Annotated in this window: 21 protein-coding genes and 1 tRNA gene; 9 read left to right on the forward strand and 13 right to left on the reverse strand. The window is 72.3% G+C overall.

Annotation, left to right across the window (positions count from 1 at the left end):
* The first annotated feature begins 315 nt into the window (after nt 1-315).
* Entirely contained in the window at nt 316-1056 is a 741-nt protein-coding gene (locus tag Sspor_RS03140) for a cyclodityrosine synthase (RefSeq protein ID WP_202197638.1), read from the forward strand.
* Nucleotides 1046-2230 (forward strand): cytochrome P450, encoded by a 1185-nt coding sequence (locus Sspor_RS03145; RefSeq protein WP_202197639.1) that lies wholly within the window; start codon nt 1046-1048, stop codon nt 2228-2230. The genes Sspor_RS03140 and Sspor_RS03145 overlap by 11 nt, the downstream gene beginning before the upstream one ends.
* Before the next feature lie 103 nt (nt 2231-2333).
* On the opposite strand, the gene Sspor_RS03150 is transcribed toward Sspor_RS03145, so the two are convergent.
* Nucleotides 2334-3161, reverse strand: a complete 828-nt coding sequence (locus Sspor_RS03150) for an alpha/beta fold hydrolase (RefSeq protein WP_202197640.1) — start codon at nt 3159-3161, stop codon at nt 2334-2336.
* Nucleotides 3162-3238: 77 nt separating this feature from the next.
* Between Sspor_RS03150 and Sspor_RS03155 the strand changes: the two genes are divergently transcribed.
* The 3 genes from Sspor_RS03155 (at nt 3239) to Sspor_RS03165 (ending at nt 5782) form a co-directional block, all read left to right on the forward strand.
* Entirely contained in the window at nt 3239-3871 is a 633-nt protein-coding gene (locus Sspor_RS03155) for a sigma-70 family RNA polymerase sigma factor (RefSeq protein WP_237403635.1), read from the forward strand.
* Nucleotides 3872-4248: 377 nt separating this feature from the next.
* The gene (locus tag Sspor_RS03160) at nt 4249-5463 is read left to right on the forward strand and encodes a M4 family metallopeptidase (protein WP_202197642.1); all 1215 of its coding nucleotides are present in this window, start codon (nt 4249-4251) and stop codon (nt 5461-5463) included.
* A gap of 16 nt (nt 5464-5479) precedes the next feature.
* Nucleotides 5480-5782: a protealysin inhibitor emfourin gene (locus Sspor_RS03165; protein WP_202197643.1), complete on the forward strand. Its 303-nt coding sequence runs from the start codon at nt 5480-5482 to the stop codon at nt 5780-5782.
* Between the two features lie 210 nt (nt 5783-5992).
* Here the strand turns inward: Sspor_RS03165 and Sspor_RS03170 are convergent, their stop codons facing one another.
* The 5 genes from Sspor_RS03170 to Sspor_RS03190 all read right to left on the reverse strand — a co-directional run bounded on the left by Sspor_RS03170 (nt 5993) and on the right by Sspor_RS03190 (nt 11139).
* On the reverse strand, nt 5993-6397 hold the full coding sequence (locus Sspor_RS03170) for a Cif family virulence factor (protein WP_202197644.1): 405 nt from the start codon (nt 6395-6397) through the stop codon (nt 5993-5995).
* A gap of 49 nt (nt 6398-6446) precedes the next feature.
* Entirely contained in the window at nt 6447-7238 is a 792-nt protein-coding gene (locus Sspor_RS03175) for a class I SAM-dependent methyltransferase (protein WP_237403636.1), read from the reverse strand.
* Between the two features lie 121 nt (nt 7239-7359).
* Entirely contained in the window at nt 7360-7887 is a 528-nt protein-coding gene (locus Sspor_RS03180) for a GNAT family N-acetyltransferase (RefSeq protein WP_202197645.1), read from the reverse strand.
* Nucleotides 7888-7946: 59 nt separating this feature from the next.
* Nucleotides 7947-10046, reverse strand: a complete 2100-nt coding sequence (locus Sspor_RS03185) for a SpoIIE family protein phosphatase (RefSeq protein ID WP_202197646.1) — start codon at nt 10044-10046, stop codon at nt 7947-7949.
* A gap of 364 nt (nt 10047-10410) precedes the next feature.
* On the reverse strand, nt 10411-11139 hold the full coding sequence (locus tag Sspor_RS03190; RefSeq protein ID WP_202197647.1) for a DUF2625 domain-containing protein: 729 nt from the start codon (nt 11137-11139) through the stop codon (nt 10411-10413).
* An 88-nt stretch (nt 11140-11227) separates the two neighbouring features.
* Here Sspor_RS03190 and Sspor_RS03195 point away from each other — a divergent pair, with 88 nt between their 5' ends.
* Complete coding sequence (locus Sspor_RS03195; RefSeq protein WP_202197648.1) at nt 11228-11848, forward strand: L-threonylcarbamoyladenylate synthase; 621 nt, start codon at nt 11228-11230, stop codon at nt 11846-11848.
* Nucleotides 11849-11874: 26 nt separating this feature from the next.
* On the opposite strand, the gene Sspor_RS03200 is transcribed toward Sspor_RS03195, so the two are convergent.
* The 4 genes from Sspor_RS03200 to Sspor_RS03215 form a co-directional block, all read right to left on the reverse strand.
* Complete coding sequence (locus Sspor_RS03200; protein WP_202197649.1) at nt 11875-14028, reverse strand: bifunctional serine/threonine-protein kinase/ABC transporter substrate-binding protein; 2154 nt, start codon at nt 14026-14028, stop codon at nt 11875-11877.
* A 6-nt stretch (nt 14029-14034) separates the two neighbouring features.
* Entirely contained in the window at nt 14035-16197 is a 2163-nt protein-coding gene (locus Sspor_RS03205; RefSeq protein WP_202197650.1) for a bifunctional serine/threonine-protein kinase/ABC transporter substrate-binding protein, read from the reverse strand.
* Nucleotides 16197-17087 (reverse strand): hypothetical protein, encoded by an 891-nt coding sequence (locus tag Sspor_RS03210; RefSeq protein ID WP_202197651.1) that lies wholly within the window; start codon nt 17085-17087, stop codon nt 16197-16199. The genes Sspor_RS03205 and Sspor_RS03210 overlap by 1 nt, the downstream gene beginning before the upstream one ends.
* A 73-nt stretch (nt 17088-17160) precedes the next feature.
* On the reverse strand, nt 17161-17568 hold the full coding sequence (locus Sspor_RS03215; RefSeq protein WP_202197652.1) for a GNAT family N-acetyltransferase: 408 nt from the start codon (nt 17566-17568) through the stop codon (nt 17161-17163).
* A gap of 207 nt (nt 17569-17775) precedes the next feature.
* On the opposite strand from Sspor_RS03215, the gene Sspor_RS03220 reads away from it, so the two are divergent.
* Nucleotides 17776-18510: a LamG domain-containing protein gene (locus tag Sspor_RS03220; RefSeq protein ID WP_237403637.1), complete on the forward strand. Its 735-nt coding sequence runs from the start codon at nt 17776-17778 to the stop codon at nt 18508-18510.
* On the opposite strand, the gene Sspor_RS03225 is transcribed toward Sspor_RS03220, so the two are convergent.
* The gene (locus tag Sspor_RS03225; protein ID WP_202197654.1) at nt 18490-19200 is read right to left on the reverse strand and encodes a ribonuclease H family protein; all 711 of its coding nucleotides are present in this window, start codon (nt 19198-19200) and stop codon (nt 18490-18492) included. The two genes, Sspor_RS03220 and Sspor_RS03225, sit on opposite strands and share 21 nt — an antisense overlap.
* A gap of 96 nt (nt 19201-19296) precedes the next feature.
* Nucleotides 19297-19689 (reverse strand): MerR family transcriptional regulator, encoded by a 393-nt coding sequence (locus Sspor_RS03230; protein WP_202197655.1) that lies wholly within the window; start codon nt 19687-19689, stop codon nt 19297-19299.
* 50 nt (nt 19690-19739) lie between these two features.
* Here Sspor_RS03230 and Sspor_RS03235 point away from each other — a divergent pair, with 50 nt between their 5' ends.
* Entirely contained in the window at nt 19740-21032 is a 1293-nt protein-coding gene (locus Sspor_RS03235) for an MFS transporter (RefSeq protein ID WP_202197656.1), read from the forward strand.
* Nucleotides 21033-21221: 189 nt separating this feature from the next.
* On the opposite strand, the gene Sspor_RS03240 is transcribed toward Sspor_RS03235, so the two are convergent.
* Nucleotides 21222-21425: a cold-shock protein gene (locus tag Sspor_RS03240; protein WP_030384970.1), complete on the reverse strand. Its 204-nt coding sequence runs from the start codon at nt 21423-21425 to the stop codon at nt 21222-21224.
* 288 nt (nt 21426-21713) lie between these two features.
* Here Sspor_RS03240 and Sspor_RS03245 point away from each other — a divergent pair.
* Nucleotides 21714-21787, forward strand: a tRNA-Met gene (locus Sspor_RS03245).
* Nucleotides 21788-21834 lie beyond the last annotated feature (47 nt).

Consider the following 21834-nt stretch of genomic DNA (forward strand, 5'->3'; position numbering starts at 1 on the left):
TGCCCGAGCGGAGCTTGACGGCCCATCAGTACCGATTTCCGGCCGGAATCGGCCGGAATGGGCCGGGAATCGGCGGGGATTCGGCGGGGAGAAATTCCGGTCGGCCGACCGATTCCATTCCGGTGACCGTTCCGACAACAGCAGGTGAAACGCGGTCGACAAGCCGCCGACAGAGCCGAATCGGCCTCGCTCGAAAGATGCCCGGGTCAACCGTGTTGTCCGACAGATGAGTTACTACCCAGAAGACATGGAAGGTAGCTCTCAGTTCGGGTAGCTTTCCCTCACGTCGCCGCCACACCCGGGGCACAGGGCCCCATGGGACTAGCGGCACAAAGGACCCGACCCCTGTTGACGACAGCAACCGAAGTCTTCACAGTCCGGCCGTACACCCCGCATTGCCAGGTGATCAGCACCGAAGGCGATCATGCCGTCATAGGTATTTCCCCGGGGAACAGTTATTTTTCGGCCCAACGTGTCAATGACCTTGCCCACTGGGGCCTGCGCAACTTCGAGCAGGTCGACCTCATCTACACCGACATGCACGTGGCCGAGATGTACGAGGCTCTCGGCTACGGCGAGGACGAAGCACGGCGGAAGGCGGTGAAGAACCTGCGCGGCGTCCGCGCCAAGGTGAACAACGCCGCCGCGGAAGCCGACCCCACCGGCGCCCGGCTCCGCGCCCGCCCGATGTCGTCCCTCACCGACATCCCGGCCTACCGGGCGCTCCACAGCCACCTGACCAACCTGCTGGACACCGACCCGGAGTTCCGCAAGACCAGCAACAAGCTGGTCGACGCGTTCCTCTCGTCGAAGGTCCTGAACGGGAAGGCCGCCACCACCCGGCAGCGGGACGTGTGCCTGGAGTACGTCTGCGCCGAGATGCCGCTCTTCCTCGACACGCCGGCCATCCTCGGCGTGCCGTCCTCCCTCAACTGCTACCACCAGCTCCTGCCCATGGCGGAACTGCTCTACTCACGCGGCTCGGGCCTGCGCGCCTCGCGCAACCAGGGTCACGCCATCATCACCCCCGCCGAAGGAGCTCCCGATGCCCACTGACACCCTGCTCGACTTCCCCTTCTCCGCACGCGGCGACCAGCTCCCGCCGGAGATCGAGGAGCTGCGCGGCGAACCGGTGAAGCGGGTCCGCACCATAGCCGGGGACGAGGCCTGGCTCGTCTCCTCCTATCCGCTGGCCAAGCAGGTCCTTGAGGACCCCCGGTTCAGCCTGAAGGACACCTCCGCCCCCGGGGTGCCCCGTCAGTACGCGCTGACGATCCCGCCCGAGGTCGTCAACAACATGGGCAACATCACCGGCGCGGGACTGCGCAAGGCCGTCCTCAAGGCGATCAACCCGAAGACCGACGGGCTCACCGACTGGATGCGCGCCCAGGCCACCACCCTGGTCGACAGCCTCCTGAGCCACGGGGCGCCGGTCGACCTGCGGGGCCAGTTCACCAACCCGTACGCCGAGAACCTGCACTGCCGCATCCTCGGCATTCCCGAGTCCGACGCGCCGCGCCTGGCGGCCAGCCTCGACATCGCGTTCATGAACTCGGCCTGCCCGGTCACCGGCGCCAAGCTCAACTGGGACCGTGACATCGCCTACATGGTGGAACGCCTCGACGACCCCACCACCACCGGTCTCATCGCGGAGCTCGCCGCCCTGCGCAACGACCCCGACTACGACCACCTGACGGACGAGATGCTCGCCACCGTGGGCGTCACGCTCTTCGGCGCGGGGGTCATCTCCACCATGGGCTTCCTGACCATGGCGATCTTCTCGCTCCTCCAGCACCCCGAGATGTGGGAGCGGTTGCGCAACGAGCCGGAGAAGATCCCGGCCGCCGTGGACGAGCTCCTGCGCATCAACCTGTCGATCGCCGACGGCCTGCCCCGGCTCGCCCTGGAGGACGTCACCCTCGGCGACGTCGAGGTGAAGAAGGGCGATCTCATGCTCGTCCTGGTCGAGGCCGCCAACACCGACCCGGACGTGTACCCCGACCCCCACGTCGCGGACATCGACCGGCCGAACGCCGGCACGCACCTCTCCTTCGGCGGCGGACAGCACTACTGCCCGGCCACCGCGCTCGGCAAGCGGCACACGGAGATCGCCATCGAGGTGCTGCTGGAGAAGATGCCCCAGCTCGCCCTCGCCGTGCCCGTCGACCAGCTGGTGTGGCGTACCCGCTTCATGAAGCGCATCCCGGAGCGCCTGCCCGTGCTCTGGTGATCGTGTCGGTGCGCGGAGGACGCGCCTGACCGATGGCGGCCCCGGCCGGGGGGAATCCGGCCGGGGCCGTCGCCCTGCCCGGGAGCGGGTTCCGCAGGGGTCGCTACGCCAGGAATGCGGCGGTGGTCGCCACGAACCGGTCGGCGTCGTCGAGCCAGGGGTAGTGGCCCGCGCCCCGCTGTACGACGAACGTGGCGTCCGGGAACAGTTCGGCGAACTCGGCCGTCGACCGAGGGGGACTGTTCAGGTCGAACTCCCCCGCGAGCAGCAGCACGGGGCTCCCGCAGCCGCCGATCGCCGCGCGCGTGGCCTGCGGGTCGAAGGCACCGTCGGCCGCGAAGAGGGTGACGGCTTCCGCGTTGTCCGGGCGGGCCGCCGCCTGGTGACGGCGGGCCGCGGCGTCCCACCGGCCATGGAAGAAGGGACTGATGGCATCCCAGTCGCTGCCGGTGCCCCCGGTGATCTCCTCCAGCGCCGCGAACGCCTCCGGGAACCACGGCTCGTCCTTCCGCAGCCGCGCGAGCTCCCGCCGGCACTCCGCCGTGACGACCACGCCGACGGCCCGGGTGCCGGGTGTGATCAGGGCGAGCCTGCGGACCCGGTGCGGGTACCGGGCCACGTACCGCGTGGCGAGGTTCGCGCCGGCCGAGTGGGCCAGCAGGTCCGCCTCGGCGAGGCCGAGGTGTTCGCGCAGGGCCTCGACGTCCTCGACGAGGCGGTCGCAGCGGTAGGAGGAGGTGTCCTCGGGAACCGCGGACCGGCCGGTGCCGCGCAGGTCCAGGAAGATCAGCCGGTGGTGTGCGGACAGGCCGCCGAGGTCGCCGAGGTAGCGGGAGTCCGCCGGGCCTCCGGGGACGCAGAGGACCGGGTCGCCGCTGCCGTGGACGCGGTAGGCGAGCCGGGTTCCGTCAGGTGCGGTGAAGGTGGGCATGCCGGGATCCTGCCAGTCATAACCTGGTTGTACAACCAGGTTATGACGGAGGGCGCGCCCCGGTGTATAACCGAGGGGTGGCAGACCGAGAGAGTGCGCGGCGGACGACCGGCACGCTGACCGAGGAACAGGCCGTGCGGATGCTCGCCGGTATGAACGAGGTCATCCGCGCGGGCGAGGAGATGCGGAAGCTGCGCGCGGAGATGATCAAGCTGTTCGCCGGCTTCGGCTGGACCCAGGACACGATCGCCCGGATCGCCGACATGAGTCAGCCGGCCGTGTCCAAGCAGGTGGCGAAGTACGCGCTCGACGACCCCGCACCGCCGATGGGGCTCACCCTCGACCAGTACGACACCCCGTGGCTCGAAGGGCGCCTGTGGGGGCTCGCGGAGGCGGTCTCCGAGACCCTCGACACCGCGCGCTGCACCCGCTGCGTCGACGCACTCGGCCGTGGCCGCAAGCGCTTCACGCCGCGGACCGTCGACGAGCTGCGACGCCTGCTCGAAGAGGACCTGACGCTCCGTCGCGCGGAGCTGCCACCGGGCTTCCGGGCCGCGTACGACCAGATCAGCCGCGGTCTCGACGTCCCGCCGAAGGCGGCGGCCGGCACCGGCACGGCGGCTCCGTTCTCGGCGTCGGTACGCCGCACGCTCGCCCACCAGTTGCAGCGCGACCGGCTCCAGGACGAGCGTCCCCCCGGCGAACACTGAACCGCCGCGGTCCGGCAACCGGTTCCGGCGGCCTCGTCCCGGCGGCCTCGTCCCGGCGGTCTCGTACCGGCGCGCTCGCGTCGCGTTTGCGAGCCGCTACGGACAGCAGGAGACTGGAAATACCAGCGTGGCCCTCGCCGGACACGCGGCTGAGCGGCTCCGGCGCTTCATTCGCTGCTGCCACGCTCGTCATCGGCCGAATTGAACTTCGAGAACCTGTCCGCGCCTTGGCGGTCGGATTCCATGTCGGCGGCTTTTGCGTGGCCGGGGACCCGTCGGGCGTCCCGGCAACTCCGGTCCCTGAATTGTCGACCTCGAAGTCCAATGACGTCAAATTGAATGCGCAACCGTCGGTCCTCTCACTCAGGAGGTGCCCCATGAGCAGGACCCACCCGATCAACTGCATCATCCCCCCGTACATCCTCGACAAGCTCCTTGAGAGCGAGGACGGTGACGTACGCAAGGCCGCCCTGGACACCCTGCTGACCACGGCTCGCCTGCGCGGTGAGCGATCGGTCCGAGCAGCCTTCTCCGGCGCGGCCGCGCCCGGGAACGGGCGGCGCACCATCTTCGACTGCAGGCAGTCGGAATTCCTCCCCAGTGCCGAGCTGGCCAGGCCGGAGGACGGGCCGGCGTCGGAGGACGCGTCCGTCAACCGGGCGTTCGACGCGCTCGGCCTGACACGCGATTTCTTCAAGGAAGCGTTCCAGCGCAATTCCGTCGACGATCGGGGGATGCGCCTGGACGGATACGTCCACTACAGCATCAAGTACGCCAATGCGTTCTGGGACGGACGACAGATGGTCTTCGGGGACGGAGACGGTCAGGACTTCACCGACCTCACCAAGTCCCTCGACGTGATCGCGCACGAGTTGGGGCACGGAGTCACCGAATTCACTTCGGGCTTCGAATACCACAAGCAGGCCGGGGCCCTGAACGAGTCGATGTCGGACGTCTTCGGGTCGCTGGTCAAGCAGTGGTCGCTGAAGGAGACGGCCGATGAGGCGGACTGGCTGATCGGGGCCGACGTATGGACCCCGCTCATCGGTGGTGACGCCCTGCGGTCGATGAAGGACCCGGGAAGCGCCTACGACAATCCGTTGACCGGAAAGGACCCCCAGCCCGACCGCATGAGCGAGTTCGTACACCTGCCCGACACCAGGCGGGGCGACTGGGGCGGGGTGCACTACAACTCCGGTATCCCGAACAAGGCGTTCTACCTGGTGGCCAAGCACATCGGCGGATTCTCATGGGAGGCCGCCGGAAGCATCTGGTACGAATCGCTGAAGGCGTCCGGCGCCGAGGACACGTTCCAGGATTTCGCCGACACCACCTTCCGGAAGGCCGGGGAACTGTTCGGGGCCGACAGCCCCGAGCAGTCGATCGTGCTGGCCGCGTGGCAGGAGGTGGAAGTCCAGATCACCGGTGTGCCGACCGGGATCGCCCGGGCCCGCAGCTTCGCCGTCGACGGGAACGGCGGCGTGGGCCGGGAGGACGGTGGCATGGAAGCCCTGAGCAGGCAGATCGGGCAACTGAGCAACAAGGTGACGGTACTGGCCAAGGATCTGGCCGGGATGAAGGGCACCAGGTGACCCCAGGTTGCCCGCGATGAAGGTGACCCTGGAAACCTACGGCGGGCTGGCGGCGGTGGGCGACCTCCGCCGCCGGCCCCGGGTGCTGGACACGGACACCCTGCCCGAGGACACGGCGGCGGAGCTGGTCCGGCTGGTCACGGCGGCCGTCGCGACGCCCGATACGGACCGGGCCGAACCCGCCCGGGACGCGATGAGCTACACCGTCACGGTGCAGGACGACGGTCGGGTGACGGTTCTGGAGCAGTCGGACGCCGCCATGACCCCCGCGTTCGCGGCGCTGCTCGCCCTGCTCAGGAAACACCTCGCGCAGCAGTGACGCGGGCGTCCGGCGCGGTTGATCCGCGCGGCACCGTTGCCCGACCGGGGTCGTGATCGTTTGCGGGCTGAGAGGACATGCCGGGCAGTCATCGGCGGACGGGGCGAGTGGTCGGGTGGCCGGGTTTCGCGTGGGACCCGCGGTTCCCGCACACGTACGTCCCGGCGTACGAGACCGTGCAGCCGCGAGGGCTTGTCGACGGGGCCCGGATCAGGGCTGGTCGTACCAGGCGAAGGCCGCGATCCGCCAGCCCCGCGCGGTGCGGACGAACTGGATGGTCTTGGTCCCGGCCCCCTCGAACGGCTTGCCGTCCAGGGTCCCGGACTTGCGGTACCCGCCGAATCGCGACGCGATGTCGCCCGCGATCTCGGTCCGTTCGGAGGTCTCCCACTCGGAGAACTCGGCCAGGCGGCCGCCGGCGGACAGCAGCAGGCGGCGCGGCTCGATGAACTCGTCCACGGTGTAGACGGTGAACTGCGGGCCGGTGAGGGTGATCACCGCGTTCGGCAGGGTCAACCGCCGGATCCGGTCCAGATCGGCGCTCCTGCCGCCCCGGTTGTCGAAGGCGCCGAAGAACTCGGCGGTCACCACGTCTATCTCGGCCTTGGACGACATGGCGTGACGGTAACACCGAACCGGCGGGACGAGGACCGTTCGCGTCGGGTCAGGCGGCGGTCGCGGTCGTGACCACGAGGGGCGGTCCCGCCCGTTCCGCCGACCACGCGCGCCCGGCCGCGAGCTCCGGGTCGGCCACGGTCAGTGCCTCGTCGACGGTGGGCCGGCGCCGGGCGACGTCCCGGAATCCCGCGCGCTCCAGCAGGGCGGGGAGGGTGCCGACGGGCCACGCGTGGTTGCGTACCTCCTGCCAGGACCCGTCCGTACGCCGCAGCCGTACGGTCAGCTCGTCACCGGGCCCGTACACCTCGCCCGGGTCGCCGATCCGCAGCGAGGCGTACTCCGTGCCGCCGCAGGCGGGATCGGTGGTCAGCAGGACGAACGGGGCGCCCGGCCGCAGGAGCCGGCGGATCTCGGTGAACACGCCGAGCACCGCCTCCTGGGTCGGCAGCGACGCCAGTACGTGGTTACACATGACCGCGTCCGCGCAGCCGTCCGGCAGGCCGGTCACACGCCCGCCCTCGACCAGGTGGAATTCCGCCACCGCCGTGGCCGAGCCGCGGGCCAGCGCCAGCATCTCAGGGCTGGTGTCCACGCCGAGCACCCGGGCTCCCAGCCGCCGGGCCGCCTCGTCGGCCACCTTGCCCGGCCCGCATCCGTAGTCCACCAGGACCTCGCCGGGGCCGATCCGGTCGGCCAGGGCCCGGAAGACGAAGGGATAGCCGAGGAGCCAGTCCGTGGCCGCCTCCACCGCCGCGAAGGCCCGTGCCCCTTCGCGTCCGGACCAGGCGGTGCCGTCCCCGCCGCCACCCTGCCCGGGTCCCTCCGGCCTGTCGCTCACCACCCCACTATCGACCCGTCCGGGCTCTCCGGCGACGGAACGACACGGGGCTCGCCCGTGGCCTCGCCGAAAGCCGCCCCTCGGCCCCGCCGTCCGTTTTCCGTCCGGACCCTCCCCGCCCCTACTGGAGGTCGATCCAGTAGCGCCGCTTGGGGCCGATCAGGGTGTCGCGGACGTCCTCCAGCACCCCGCCGTTTCCCTCGATCGTGCGGGCCGACGCCTCGTTGTCCGGGTCGCAGGTCAGCAGGACCCGGTCCAGCCCCAGGAGGCGCGCCTCGTGCAGGACGGCCGCCAGGGCCCAGGTGGCCAGGCCGCGGCGGCGTGCCGAGGGCCGCACGCTGTAGCCGATGTGGCCGCCCGCGTCGAGGAGGAAGCCGTTCAGGTAGTGGCGCAGGTCGATCGCGCCCAGGTACGTGTCGCCCTCGGCGATCCACCAGTACGTCGCGTGGACCCGGCCGTGGTCGACGGGCAGGGTGCGGTCCGAGTAGCGGCGCAGGCGCTCCACCCAGGCCGCGAAGCCCTCCGGGGTGTCCACTTCGTCGTCGGCGCCGAGCCCGCCGCCGTCCAGGTGGGCGTCGGGTCCCCATTCCCGCTGTGCGTCGAGCCAGGAGGCGTGCAGGTGGGACGTGGGGGCTATGAGCTCGGGCATACCTCGGACGATAACAGTCGCCGTCGGCGGTCTCCGGCGCGCGGGCGGCGTGCCAGGGGTCAGGCGGAGCCCGTCGGCAGGGGCCGGGCCCGGGCGATGACCAGGGCGACGTCGTCGTGGTCGTCCGTGCGCCGCAGGGAGTCCAGGAGGCGGTCGCAGGTCTCCTCCAGTGGACGTCCGGTGTCGGCGAGCAGGGTCAGCAGGAGGTCGAGGCGTTCGTCGATGGGCTGGTCGCGGGTCTCGACCAGTCCGTCGGTGTAGAGGACGAGTTGGTCGCCGGGGTCCATGGCGATGGCGGTGGACTCGAAGGGGATGCCGCCGACGCCGAGCGGTGCGCCGGTGGGCAGGTCGAGGAGTCGGGGCAGGCGGCCGGAGCGGATGAGGACGGGGGGCAGGTGTCCGGCGAGGGCGACCCGGCACTGGGCGGCGTGCGGGTCGTAGACGACGTAGACGCAGGTGGCGATGGTCTCCTCCAGCGCGGCGGTCGTGTGGTCGAGCTGGTGGAGCACCTGGGGCGGGTCGAGGGCGAGTTCGGCGAGGGTGCGGGTCGCCGTGCGCAGCTGGCCCATGCTGGCGGCGGCGTTGATGCCGCTGCCCATGACGTCCCCGACGACGAGGACGGTGGTGTCGTCCGGTCCGGCGATGGCGTCGAACCAGTCGCCCCCGATCTCGCTGCTGGCCGCGGCGGGCCGGTAGCGGTAGGCGACCTCCAGGCCGGGTGTGGGCGGTGGGTGGTGCGGCAGCAGATGGTGTTGGAGGGCGAGGGCGGTGTGGTGCGCGTTGCGGTACCAGCGGGCGTTGTCGATGCACACGGCGGCGCGGGCTGCGAGTTCACCGGCGAGCACGATGTCGTCGTCGTTGAACGGCAGCGGGTTGCGGGTGCGTTTGAGGTCGAGGGCCCCGAGGACCTCGCCGCGGGCGATGAGCGGCACGGCCAGGTAGGAGCGCAGTCCGGCGCGGCTCAGGAGGCTGGCGGCGGTGCTGTCGCGGGCGATGCGCGAGATGTCCTGGGCCTGTACGTGGGCGACGAGGACCGGGTGGCCGGTCGTCACGGACTGGGTGACCAGCCGGTCCGCGGCGTAGCGCGCGATGTCGCCGGGCGGGTCGGCGGCGCGGACGGCATCGCTGGGGTAGGCAGCCGCGAGGGCCAGAGCCCGGAACACCGCGGGTTCGTGGGCGGAGGACCGCAGGGTCGGACGGCCCTCGAGGACGGAGTCGAGGATGTCGACGGCGGCGATGTCGGCGAGCTCGGGCACGACCACGTCGGCGAGCTCGCGGGCGGTCTGGTCGAGGTCGAGGGTGGTGCCGATGCGCACGGTGGCGTCCGCGATGAGGGCGAGCCGGCGGCGGCTGCGGGCGATCTCGATGGCCGCCTGGTGACTCTGGGTGACGTCCACTACGGAGGTGGCCAGGCCCAGGACCCGGCCGGTGGCGTCTTCCAGCCGGTAGTACGACACCGACCAGGCGTGTTCGGTGCGGTCTCCGCCGTGGGTGCGGCCGGCCGTGAACTGCTCGAGCAGCGGCCTTCCGGTGGCCAGGACCTGGCGCATCGCCGACTCGGCGGCCTCCGTATCGTCGAGGAAGGCCAGGGCCTCGCGGACGCCCCGGCCGATGTGCTGGTCGGCGGGCAGCCCGTTGATCCGCTCCAGCGTGGGGTTCACGAGCACGTACCGCAGCTCCGTGTCCAGGACCGCCAGGCCGATCGGGGACTGCGCCACCAGGCGCGCGGACAGGGCGAGGTCCCGCTCCAGCTGGCGCAACCGGGTGCGGTCGGTCGCGATGCCCAGGGCGAACCGGTCTCCGTGCTCGTCGAGCAGCCGCATGTTGCGGAACTCCACCAAACGCGTGGTGCCGTCCCTGCGCCGCACGGGGAAGGCACCCGCCCAGTCCCCCGCGCCGCCCATGACCCGCGCGAACAGCTCCGTGACCAGGCCTACGTGCTCCGGGGCCGCCAGCAGCCGGGCGGCGGGGCGGCCGAGTGCCTCCGCCGTCGTCCAGCCGAACAACTGCTCGGCCTGCGGGCTCCACAGCGCGACCCGTCCTTCGGAGTCGAGGACGACCGCCGCGACGTTCAGGACGTCCAGCAAACCGCTCGGCGGGGACACCCCGGCCATGCCGGATCTGATCCCACCGGTCCCCGACCCGTCGATCGCACCCATCGGCGACGCTCCTTCCGGCATCGTCGGCCCGGCACCGCCCGCCGCCACCCGCCCCTGCGGCGGGCCGAGGCGCACGGCTTCCTCTCATCGTGCCCCCGAACCCGCCCGGCAGCGTCCGGAGCGTCCGCGCCGGCCGCGCCAGGGGCTCGCACCGCGGTCGCCCCGCACGGAACGGCGGACGGCGCAACCCCGACGTTCGCCGGGGTCCGAGGCCGCCGTTCGGCCGGGGCCGGCGGGCTCGGGCGTTCGTACGGCCGGGCGCATGACGACGGCCGCCCACGCGCTCGGCGGGGCGCGAAACTCCTGGTCGACGAGGAACGGCCGGGCCGGGCCGCGGCCCCGGCCCGGCCGGTCCCCCGATCCGTCAGACCGCGCCCATGAATCCCGGGTCGGCCCCGTCGAACTGCCGTCCGGTTTCCCGGGCGATGCCCAGCAGCTCCGCCATGGGGACGGCCCGACGGCTGGTCGCGGCCACGTCGCGGCGGCCCTCGGCGGACCACAGGGGAGGGTGGAGCGACAGCCCCCGGTCGCCGTTCAGTTCCGCGACCTCCTCCCGCCACCCGGGCCAGCGCAGGTCGGCGTAGAACTGGTCGAGGGCGCCGGACAGCAGCCAGGTGAGCCACGCCGAGTGGCCGGCCCCGAGGGCCTCCCAGCGCAGCGTGTCGGGGGCGAAGTAGACCATCTCGCCCGGTCCTCCGGGGCGGCCGCTGTCGGCGGGACGCGCGCCGTTCAGGGCGAAGACCCCGCCCAGCGCGTCGTACGCCACCACGAGCCCGGCATCCGGGCGCCAGCCGGGGTCGAACGCCGTGGGGAAGCCGTTGGCCCCGGCGAGTGCGGGCAGTCCCCGCGAGCGGTCGGCGGCCGGGCTGCCGAGGACCCGCAGCCAGCCGTCGTCCAGGAGCAGGCCGCCGCAGTGCAGCACCATCGCGCCCAGGTACGAGCGCGCCGTGACCTGCAGCTGGAGGAGTGACGCCCGGGCCAGCGCGGGATCGGCGGGCAGCACCTCCATGGGCACGGCTCCCGCGCCGAGCTCCTCGCTCAGTTCGGGCCAGGCGGGTCCGTCGATGTCGATCAGTTCGTTCAGCGTGCGCATCCGCGCAATCGTCGCACCGGTACCGCGCCTCCCGGCAGCCGGGTCCGGGCGTACCGGAGCCGGGTCGCCGAGCGCGTAGGCTCGGCGGATGGCGAAATACTTCGACGTTCACCCCGAGAATCCCCAGCGGCGCACCATCGACAGCGTGGTGGACATGATCCGCGGCGGGAAGCTCGTCGCGTACCCGACGGACTCCTGCTTCGCGCTGGGCTGCCAGCTGGGCAACCGCGACGGCATCAACCGGATCCGGTCGATCCGCAACCTCGACGACCGTCACCACTTCACCCTGGTGTGCCAGAACTTCGCGCAGCTGGGCCGGTTCGTCCAGATCGACAACGACGTGTTCCGCGCCATCAAGGCCTCGACCCCCGGCAGTTACACCTTCATCCTCCCCGCGACGTCGGAGGTGCCGCGCCAGCTGCTGCACCCGAAGAAGAAGACGGTCGGTGTCCGGATTCCCGACCACGTCGTCACCCAGGCCCTGCTCGCCGAGCTCGGCGAACCGCTGCTCTCCAGCACCCTCCTGCTGCCCGACGAGCCCGAGCCGATGACGCAGGGCTGGGAGATCAAGGAGCGGCTCGACCACGAGGTGGACGCCGTACTGGACTCGGGTGACTGCGGTACCGAGCCGACCACCGTCATCGACTTCTCCGGCGGTGACGTCGAGATCGTGCGCCGGGGAGCGGGCGACGTCTCCCGGTTCGAGTAGTCACTGTCCGCAGTCGCCGCCCGTCGTCACCGTCCGGACGCCGGCTTGACCTCCGTGTAGCGGCCCAGGTACCGGAAGGCGCCCGATTCGACCTGGTAGAGGTGGGCGGTGCCGATCCTGTTCAGCACGTGCGTGTTGGTGTCGAAGGACAGCGGCTTGGCCAGGCCCTCGTGGCTCGTCCGGAAGATCCGGCGGGTCACGCCCGCCCGGTCCCGCCCCTCCTCCCCCAGGCCGGTCAGGGTCGCGGCCAGGAGGCCCACGGCGTCGTACGCCTCGGTGGCCCAGCGGGCGGGCGGCTGCCCGTACGCGGCGCGGTGGGCGGCGACGAAGTCGGCGGCGGCGGGAACGGCCAGCGGGTCGGTGAAGAGGGAGCTGAACAGCCAGCCCTCGGCGGCCGGTCCGGCGGCCGCGAGGAAGGCCGGTTCCATGGCGTGCTGGATGCCCATCCGCCGGCCCTGGAATCCGCCCTCGGTCAGGGCGCGGGCCATCAGGGCCGCGCGCTGCGGTGAGGTGCCGGCGTAGACGACGGCCTCCGCCCCGGCCTCGGTCAGCGCGCGTACGACGGCGGCGAAGTCGGTGCCGCCCGCCGGGATCCGGTGGACGCTGACCGTGCCCTGGGACGGCGGGGACTGCTGCAGGGCCCGGATGAGCGGATAGGCGGGCTCGCCGCCTTCGGCGTCCTCCACCAGGCCCGTGCGGTGGACGGGCCCGATGCGGCTGAAGTAGTCGACGACGGGGAGGGCGAGCTGGTCGCCCGCCGGGCGGGTGGCGACCACCGTGCGCCATCCCGGCTCGGAGGTGGCGGTCTCGGTGATGTCGGCGGACACCAGCAGCAGGGCGAGGTCGGCCGTGCCGCAGGCGGTGGCCATCGCGGGTACGGCCGCGTCCCAGGTGGGGCCGGTGAGTGCGAGCACCGCGGGGTCGGCGGCCAGCTCCTTGACCAGCTCGGCGGCGCGCGCGGGGTCCCCGCCGTCGTCGGCGACGCGCAGGGCCAGCCGGAACGCCGCATCCGAGCGGCCGTTGTGCCGCTCCACGGCGAGTTTCATACCGCGCTCGTGGGCCTGGCCGGTCTCCTTGCCGGATCCGGTCAGGTCGGCCTGCAGGGCGAGGGTGTGGGTGGCGAGTTCGCGGTCCGGGGGCGCGGTCGTGCCGCGGGCCCGGCCGCGGGTGGTGAACCAGGCGACCGGTGCGCCGACGACGGCCAGGCCCGCGCCGGCCGCCAGCAGCCGTCTGCGCGTGAGGCCCCGTACGGCCGTCTCCGGCACGTCGATCCGGGTCGGCTCGGGGGCGGGCAGGTCCAGGGCCCTGGTGGAACGTTCGGCGATGAGCCGGGGCAGCGGGGGCGGCAGCCAGTCCTCGGCGTCCGGGCCGGGGAGGCCGTGGCCGAGTACGCCGCGCAGCGCCTGCGGGGTCGGCCGGGCCGCCGGGTCCTTCGCCAGGCAGGCCCGTACGGTGTCGAGCAACTCCGCAGGAAGTGCGGCGAGTTCGGGCTCGTCGTGCACCGTACGGTAGACCACCGCGGCCGCGTGCCCGCCGCCGAAGGGGCCGCGCCCGGTCGCCGCGTACGCCAGGACGCAGCCGAGGGAGAACACGTCGCTCGGGGCGCCCGCCGCGGCGCCGTCCGTGCGGGCCTGTTCCGGCGCCAGGTATCCCGGGGTGCCGAGGACGGCGTCGACGGCGGTGAGCGTGACCGCGCCCTCGGCCCGTGCGATCCCGAAGTCGATCAGACGGGGCCCGTCCGGGGCGAGCAGGATGTTGCCCGGTTTGACGTCGCGGTGGACCAGCCCGGCGGCGTGCACCTGCGCGAGCGCCTCCGCGAGCCGCGCGCCCAGGGTGCGGACCGCCCGGACGGGCAGCGGGCCGTAGCCGCCCACGGCCTCGGCCAGGGAGGGCCCGGGGACGTAGGGCGTGGCCAGCCAGGGCTCGCGCGCCTGCGGGTCGGCGGCGACGACCGGGACCACCCAGCGCCCGGTCAGCTGCCCGGCGGCCTCCACCTCGCGCCGGAACCGGGCGCGGAAGTCCGGGTTCGCCGCGTGGTCGGCGCGGATGACCTTGACGGCGACCAGGGTGCCCGCGGCGGAGCGGGCCAGGTACACGGTGCCCATGCCGCCCGAACCGAGGCGTCCCAGCAGCCGGTTGCCGCCGATCGCGGCCGGATCGGCGGGAGTGAGGGGCCGCATCGGGGACTATCCCGCCGCGGGCTGGACGGCCGGGCCGACGTAGCGGATCCGGCCGCCCTCCACCTGGTGCATGAAGTAGACGTTGCCCTTGACCTTCCGCCGGTCGTCGAAGGCGTACTCCTTGGTGAGGCCGCGGAAGGTGCCCTGGGTGAGCGCGGTCAGCAGCCCGGCACGGGTCGGGCGCGCGCCGCCCGCCGCGGCCGCGACCAGCCGGTCGATGATCAGGCGGGTCGCGTCGAAGGCCTCCGCCGTCCAGATGTCCGGGGCCGTTCCGTACGCCGCCCGGTGCGCGCGGGTCATCTCCGCGACCTCGGGGGCCTCCGGGCCGGTGTACGGCGTGAAGAACTGCCAGGCTTCGGCCGCCGGGCCGGCCGCGGTGAGGAACTCGGCGCCGGCGATGGTGTAGTCGGCCACCCGGGGGCCCCGGAATCCGGCTGCGGCCAGCGACGCGGCGACCTTGGCTCCGCCGGCCGGGGTGCCCGTGTAGAAGAAGCCGTCGACGCCGTGCGCGAGCATGTCGGCGACCACCGGGGACAGGTCCTGGACCCCGCGGGGGACGACGCGCCCGTAGTAGGTGGCCTCGGGTGCGAAGTAGGCGATGGTGCGGCCCAGGAGCAGGGCCGTCTGCCAGGTGTCGGTGTCCCCGCCGCGGTCGCTGAGGATGCCCATCCGCCGGACGCCCTGCTTCCCGGCGAGTTGCAGGTTGACGGCGGCGGCCTGTGCCGAGGCGATCGGGCAGCTCTGGAAGAAGCTGCGCCGGTCGGTGATGCTGAAGGTGGTGGCCAGGGCTGACACCGTCACCAGGGGTACGGAGCTCTCGCCGTAGAGTTCGAGGCACGGGATCACGGAGTCGTTGCCGGTGGGGCCGACCACGGCGAACAGGTCGCGGTCGGCGATGAGTCCGGTGGCGGCGGCCGCCGAGCGGTCCGCCCGGCCGGCGTCGTCGGCGGTGGCGACGGTGAGCGTGAAGGGCTTGTCCTTGCGGGAGTTGAAGGCGTCGACGGCCAGGCGCACCCCGCGTTCCTGGGCCTGTCCGGCGGCCTTCTGCGGGCCGGAGAGGTCGGCGTGCACCCCGATGACCCAGCGCCGCGGGGCGTCCGCGGCGGGTGTCCCGGGCTTTCCGGGCTCGCGCAGGGCCAGCCAGGCGGCCAGGCCGCCGCCGGCCGCGAGGACGGCGCCGCCGGAGGCGAGGGCGAGGAACCGTCTGCGGGAGGGCGCCGTCGGGGCCGTTCCGGGTGCGGGGGCGGCGTCCGGGTCGGCGACGGTCTCGTCGATGCCGGGCAGGGCGAGCAGCGCGGCGGCGCGTTCGGCGATGGTGGCGACGACCGGGTCGGGCAGCCAGTCGGTGCCCTCCCCCGGGGTGTCCTCGGTCAGTGCCGCGTCCAGCTCGCTCGCGCCGGGGCGGATGTCGGGGTGCTTGGCGACGCAGGCGCGCAGCAACGCGGTGAGTTCGGGGTCGGCGAGGACCTCGGGTCCGAAGTCGGGCTCGTCGTGGACCGTGCGGTAGAGGACCGCGTCCACGGTGCCGGTGCCGAAGGGCAGCCGTCCGGTGGCGGCGTAGGCGAGGAGGCAGCCGAGCGAGAAGACGTCGCCGGCCGGTTCGGCGGGGCGGCCCTCGGCCTGCTCGGGCGGGAGGAAGCCGGGGGTGCCGAGTACGGCGTCGGCGGAGGTCAGGGCGGTGTGCTCGCCGCCACGGGCGATCCCGAAGTCGATGAGCCGGGGCCGGTCCATCCCGAGGAGGACGTTCCCGGGCTTCACGTCCCGGTGTACGAGGCCCTGCGCGTGCATCACCCCGAGGGCCTTGGCCATGGCCTTGCCGAGGATCCGTACGGCGCGCAGCGGGAGCGGGCCGTGGGCCGCCACGGCCTCGGCGAGGGAGGGCCCGGCGACGAAGGAGGTGGCGAGCCATGGTTCGGGGGCGTCCGGGTCGGCGCCGGTGATGCGTACGGCCCAGGGGCTGTCCACCTCGGCGGCGATCTCGGCCTCGCGTCGGAAACGGGCCCGGAAGTCGGCCTCTTCGGCGTACTCCGCGCGGATCACCTTGACCGCGGCGAGCGCGCCGTCTTCGGTCCGGCCGAGGTAGACGACGCCCATGCCGCCCGCGCCGAGGCGTCCGAGGAGCCGGTGGCCGCCGATCCGGGAGGGGTCCGAGGGGTGGAGCGGCTCCATCAGCCCGCCGCCTTTCCGAGCTCCTGCTTGGCCTGCAGCATCATCCGGCTGGTGCCCTGGACCACGAAGGCGGTCAGTTCCTCGTCGGTGATGCCCTTCGTTCCCCTGGCGGCGATGGCCACGGTGACGGGTCCGTACTGGGCCTGCGACCAGGTGTAGTAGTAGGGCCCGCCGTCCTGCGCGCCGATGTACTTGCCGGATTCGGTGAAGGCGTCCTCGGTCCAGCCGTTCATCTGCTCGCCGAGGTAGAGGACTCCGCCCCAAAGGCCCTTGAGCTCCTCGCCCTCACGCAGCTTCTGGTCGGGGCAGCGCAGGACCTCTTCCATCGCGCGGGCGGTCTCCCAGCCGGATTCCCCGCGGTTGTGGTGGACGGTGACCGTGGCGTTGATCCGTACGCGGCCGCGGCCGTCCGCGGCGGGGATGTGGAAGTGGCGGGTGCTCGTGGCGAGCACGTCGTCCGGCAGGCCCTCGGTCTGCCAGACGCAGGCCTCGTCGAGCACGGGCCAGCGGCCCGGATCGCTCTCGAACGGGGTGCTGCGTACGAACTCGGGCCCGAGGGCCTGCTCGGCGATGATGATGCGGCCGAGCAGGGCGCGGGCCTCGGCGGCCGTCTTCGGCTGCTTGGAGTCGTCGAGCGCGGGCATCGGGATCGGGACGGGCGTGCCGGGTGCGGCGGTCGGGGTGCTCGCTCCGCTACTGCCCGCGCCCGCACCGCCCGTGCCGGACGGCGTGCCCGGGGCCGTGGCCGACGCGCCCGGAGTGCCGGTCGCCGCACCGCCCTTGGGCGTACCGTCGGCCGTGCACCCGGCGATCAGGAACAAGCCCGCCACCGCGCAGCCGCAGGCGCGCAGCACGGACTTCCCTCTGCTCTGTCCCACCAGTCCCCCCACGGCACGGATGGTACCCGTCCGTGGGTGCGCGTAACTGGCTTATGGAAAAAGGATGTTGAGGTCCACTCTCTTCTTACTTCAGGCGGTTCAGGGTCCAGGCGGACTCGTGCCGGGTGAAGCCGACGTGCGGGTAGTAGTCGACCGCGGCCGGCGCGGCGAGCAGGACCAGCTTCGCCTCGGGCACCTCTTCCCGCGTGACGCGGATGAGCTCGCGGCCCACGCCCTGCCCCTGGTGGGCGACATCGACGGCGAGGTCGCCCAGGTAGGTCGAGTACGCGCCGTCGGTGATCGAACGGGCGATGCCGATCAGGCGGCCGTCCTCGGTCCGGGCGACGACGACGAGGTTGGCTCCGGCCAGCATCCGGGTGAAGCGCTCGACGTCGTCCACGGGACGGCGCTCGGCGAGGGTGGACGCACGGTAGACACCGAGCACCTCCTCGACGTCCAGGTCGGCGCCGATGACACGCTCACACTTCCACATACCGGTGCAACTCCTCGCACAGTTCTTCGAGTCGGCCGCCCGGACCCAGGCGGTCCCCATGGAAGCCACCCTCACATGTAATGGGTCTATCCGTCTATCGATTATTACCTGACGAGGCGACTCATATACAAACCGGTCCACCGGTATGTATCGCACCACCGCTGGGCATGCTGCAGAAGCGTCCATGACATGGGGAAGGAGCCGCTCGTGCTCACTCAGGTTCTCACTTGGCTCCGACGGCTCACAGGACGCTCCACCGGCACCCCCGACACCGGGGCCACGCCGACGAGCGCCCGGGCCCCGGCCTTCACCGCGGACTTCCGGTCGGCCACCCAGTGGGTCGCCGGCCGGTCCTGGGCCTATCCGAACGGCGGTCCCACCAACACCGGTGACAACAAACTCGACTACCTGGTGACCGACCCCTCCTACAGCCGTACCGGCACGTTCCGCGCGACCCGCCGCCCCGACGGCAAGTGGAGCGCGGGACTGCTGACCACCGAGGGCAGCGACGAAGGGTTCATGGTGCGGACCGGTGACGTACTGGAGTCCCGGGTGCGGCTGCCCGCCGAGATCGGGGCGTGGCCCGCGATCTGGACCTGGCGGGACGGCGGCAACGAGATCGACGTCTTCGAGTACCACCCCGACAACCCCGACCTGCTCGAACTCTCCAACCACGTCAAGGGCGGCTCGCGCTACCACCGCGACTCCGGCATCGCGCCCGGCGGCTGGGTGGACCTCAAGGTCGAGTTCGGGTCACGCTCGGTGGTGTGGTGGGTCAACGGCACCCGGGTCTTCGCCGACCGCCGGGGAGTCGGGCGCAACTGGCGGGCGTACCTCATCGTCAATCTGTCCGTGTGCGCCGGCCGCTATCACCCGGCGCCCGAGCCGGGCGTCTCGCAGATGTCCTACGAGGTGGAGTACCTACGCGTCCACCGGCCCTGACGAACCGCAGGCCTGGTGACCCCAACGGCTGCCGTTCTTGGTGATCATGTCACCGGCGGCGTAGGGCTTTCCGCAGGCGCAGCTGCCGGGGAACTTCGCCTTGATGGCCCGGGATCCGCCGCCGCCCGACGCGGCGCCCGCGGACGCGCGCTTCCCCGGTGCGGCCGCTCTACGGCGCACCGGCGAGGCCGCGGCGGGATCCGGTACCGGCATGTCCGGGCTGCCGAGCGCCGTACCCGCGGCCTCCTGCCGGACCGCCGCGTCGCTGGCGGCCTGGTCGGCGATCGCGTTCAGGTGGTCGCCGTCCTCGCGGTGCGCCGGAACGTACTGGAAGGTCACGTCCCGGCCCGCCAGCAGCCGGTCGATCGCCTCGACCAGTTCACGGTTGGCGACCGGCTGGCCGGAGGCGGTCTTCCACCCGTTGCGCTTCCAGCCCGGAAGCCACTGGGTCACGGCCTTCATCGCGTACTGGGAGTCCATCCGCACCTCGACGGGCGTCCCCGGGTCCACCGCCTCCAGCAGCCGCTGGAGGGCGGTCAGCTCACCGATGTTGTTGGTGGCCCGCCCCAGCGGGCCGGCCTCCCAACGCTCGGGGTGTCCCTGGGCGTCGGCGATGACCCAACCCCATCCGGCCGGCCCGGGATTACCTTTGGCCGCTCCGTCACAGGCGGCAATGATGCGATCAGACATCCCCCGATCATGCCTCATCCCGCAGGGCTTCCCGATCGGCCGGTCCGGGTGCGTGGAGCCGGCGCGGATGACCGGGCAGGGACGATCGGGCGCGGATCAGGCGCCGGGACCGTCGGCGGAGAGCAGCGCGCACTTCTCGAAGTTCATGCAACCGCACGCCAGGCAGTCGGCGACGGCGTTCCGCAGGATCCGCGTCTGCTCGATGAACCGGTCCAGTTCGGGGAGCTTGCTCTCGGCCAGGGCGCGCCACTGCCGGGTCGCGCCGCGCTCGGCGTCGCCGTCGAGCAGACCGCGGATCTCGGCCAGGGTGAATCCGGCCCGCTGGGCCATCTTGATCAGCGCGAGCCGCCGGACCGTGCCGGCCGGGTAGACGCGCCGGCCCGCGGCCCGTTCGGCGGGCGGCAGCAGGCCGACGCTCTCGTAGTAGCGCAGGGCCGATGGCTGCATTCCCACCTGCCGGGCGAGCTCACCGATCCCGAGCTGTCGCACCCGTCACTCCCCCTTGACTTCAAGCGCGCTTGAACCATGAGTCTGACCTGGTGACTCGCGTACAGACAACTCGCCTCCTCCCCCAGGCCTACCGGCCGCTGTTCGCCCATGCCGACTTCCGGCGGCTGCTGCCCGCGCTGGCGGCCTCCGATCTCGGTGACGGGATGAGCGTGGTCGCCGTGGCGTGGCTGGCCATCGAGATCGCTCCCCCGGGGCAGTCCGGGATGCTCCTGGGTGCCGCGCTCGCCGCGTACGCGCTTCCGGGGGCCGCGGGAGCCCTGCTCTTCGGGCGGTGGCTGCGCCGGCTTCCCGCCGGCCGGCTGCTGGCGGCCGACAGCCGGATCCGCGCGGTGCTCCTCGGCTGTGTGCCGCTGGCCTGGGCCGCGGGGGTGCTGCACCCGGTGCTGTACGTGGCGCTGCTGGCGGGCTCGTCCGTCCTGCACGCGTGGGGGAACGCGGGCAGGTACTCCCTGCTCGCGCAGATACTTCCGCCCGACCAGCGGCTGGCCGCCAACGCGCTGGTCAGTTCCAGCGTCTCGGCCTCCATCGTGGTCGGCCCCGCCCTCGCCGGGTTCCTGGCGGCCGTGATCGCTCCGGCCTGGCTCATCGGCCTCGACGCGCTGTCCTTCGCCGTGCTCGCCGCCCAGGTCGGGCGGCTGCGGGGCGTGGCGGCCGGGCAGGACGGGAAGGGTGGGACGGGCGAGGAGGCAACCACGGCCACGCCGGTCGACGCCGACCGGTCGGCGGCCGGCCTGCGACTGCTGCGTACACAGCCCGAGCTCCTCGGCGTCCTGGCCCTGACCTGGTTCTTCAACTTCCTCTACGGGCCGGCGGAGGTCGCGCTCCCGTTGCACGTCACCGACGACCTGCACGCCGGGGCGGGTCTGCTCGGGCTGTACTGGACGCTGTTCGGAGCGGGCGCCGTGCTGGGCGGCCTGGCCGCGGGCGCGCTGCAGCGGTTCCCGCTCTGGCCGGTCACGCTGGGGATCGTCGCGGGCTGGGGGCTGGCGCTCGTACCTTTCGGCCTCGGCGCGCCCGCGGCCGTCACCCTGGCCTGTTTCACCCTCGGCGGCCTGATCTACGGGCCGTTCACGGCGCTGTCCTACACCCTCTTCCAGGAACGCACCCCGGCCGCCTCCCTGACCACGGTCCTCGCCGCCCGCAGCGCCGCCCTCCTGACCGCCGGGCCGGTGGGCACCGCGCTCGGGGGACCGCTGATCGCGCTGCTCGGGCCCCGGCAGGTGCTGGCGGCCTCGGGGATCGCGACCGTCGCACTCGCCGTGATCGGGGCCGCGGTACGGGTCTGGGGGCTGCGGCGCGTCAGGACGACTTCTGTCGTGTGACGGCCGACGTGGTCCCGTCCGTACGGCGGCCGGTCGGCGCGTGGCACCGGGCGGAGCCGGGCAGACGGATCAGGGCCGTGCGGCGACGCCGCACGGCCCTGATCTTTCCCCGCGGCCCGTTCAGTGAACGGGCGGTACGGGGAAACGGTTCTCCGGCGCCCGGTCGTCGGACCGGGCCGTCGTCCGGAATCAGGCGGGGGTGATGTTCTCCGCCTGCGGGCCCTTCTGGCCCTGCGTGATGTCGAAGGTCACGGCCTGACCCTCCTGGAGCTCACGGTAGCCAGAGGCGTTGATCGCCGAGTAGTGGGCGAAGACGTCCGGACCGCCGCCGTCCTGGGCGATGAAGCCGAAGCCCTTTTCCGAGTTGAACCACTTCACAGTTCCCGTAGCCATGTTCATGCCTTCCCGTTGACGTACGTCTTCCACACGGCGTGGAAGACGGAGGTGATCGCCCTGGTCCTACGGCACAACACAGCAAAACTGCCCACACCAAAGGGCACGGGCAAGGCACTTGGAACCACGACAGCTACCCGTGAAGGTACACGCCTGCACGCACTGTCACCAGGGGGAATGATCTCGCCTTCGGGGCGAGATTCCGCCCTTTCGCCCACACTCCGGGCGCGGCCGCCGGTAAACATGTCGAGCACCGCCCCCGGGATGCCGTAGGCTGAGGTCTACCGACGCGGGGTGGAGCAGCTCGGTAGCTCGCTGGGCTCATAACCCAGAGGTCGCAGGTTCAAATCCTGTCCCCGCTACTGCTCGGAAGGGCCCGGATCCTCATGGATCCGGGCCCTTCTGCTGT

The sequence above is a fragment of the Streptomyces spororaveus genome (assembly GCF_016755875.1).
GTDB classification, from domain to species: domain Bacteria; phylum Actinomycetota; class Actinomycetes; order Streptomycetales; family Streptomycetaceae; genus Streptomyces; species Streptomyces spororaveus.

Coding starts and splice junctions, on each gene's coding strand:
- Sspor_RS03140 (WP_202197638.1), top strand. CDS start 316: ATGGGACTAGCGGCACAAAGGACCCGACCCCTGTTGACGACAGCAACC.
- Sspor_RS03145 (WP_202197639.1), top strand. CDS start 1,046: ATGCCCACTGACACCCTGCTCGACTTCCCCTTCTCCGCACGCGGCGAC.
- Sspor_RS03150 (WP_202197640.1), bottom strand. CDS start 3,161: ATGCCCACCTTCACCGCACCTGACGGAACCCGGCTCGCCTACCGCGTC.
- Sspor_RS03160 (WP_202197642.1), top strand. CDS start 4,249: ATGAGCAGGACCCACCCGATCAACTGCATCATCCCCCCGTACATCCTC.
- Sspor_RS03165 (WP_202197643.1), top strand. CDS start 5,480: ATGAAGGTGACCCTGGAAACCTACGGCGGGCTGGCGGCGGTGGGCGAC.
- Sspor_RS03170 (WP_202197644.1), bottom strand. CDS start 6,397: ATGTCGTCCAAGGCCGAGATAGACGTGGTGACCGCCGAGTTCTTCGGC.
- Sspor_RS03180 (WP_202197645.1), bottom strand. CDS start 7,887: ATGCCCGAGCTCATAGCCCCCACGTCCCACCTGCACGCCTCCTGGCTC.
- Sspor_RS03185 (WP_202197646.1), bottom strand. CDS start 10,046: ATGGGTGCGATCGACGGGTCGGGGACCGGTGGGATCAGATCCGGCATG.
- Sspor_RS03190 (WP_202197647.1), bottom strand. CDS start 11,139: ATGCGCACGCTGAACGAACTGATCGACATCGACGGACCCGCCTGGCCC.
- Sspor_RS03195 (WP_202197648.1), top strand. CDS start 11,228: ATGGCGAAATACTTCGACGTTCACCCCGAGAATCCCCAGCGGCGCACC.
- Sspor_RS03200 (WP_202197649.1), bottom strand. CDS start 14,028: ATGCGGCCCCTCACTCCCGCCGATCCGGCCGCGATCGGCGGCAACCGG.
- Sspor_RS03205 (WP_202197650.1), bottom strand. CDS start 16,197: ATGGAGCCGCTCCACCCCTCGGACCCCTCCCGGATCGGCGGCCACCGG.
- Sspor_RS03215 (WP_202197652.1), bottom strand. CDS start 17,568: ATGTGGAAGTGTGAGCGTGTCATCGGCGCCGACCTGGACGTCGAGGAG.
- Sspor_RS03225 (WP_202197654.1), bottom strand. CDS start 19,200: ATGTCTGATCGCATCATTGCCGCCTGTGACGGAGCGGCCAAAGGTAAT.
- Sspor_RS03240 (WP_030384970.1), bottom strand. CDS start 21,425: ATGGCTACGGGAACTGTGAAGTGGTTCAACTCGGAAAAGGGCTTCGGC.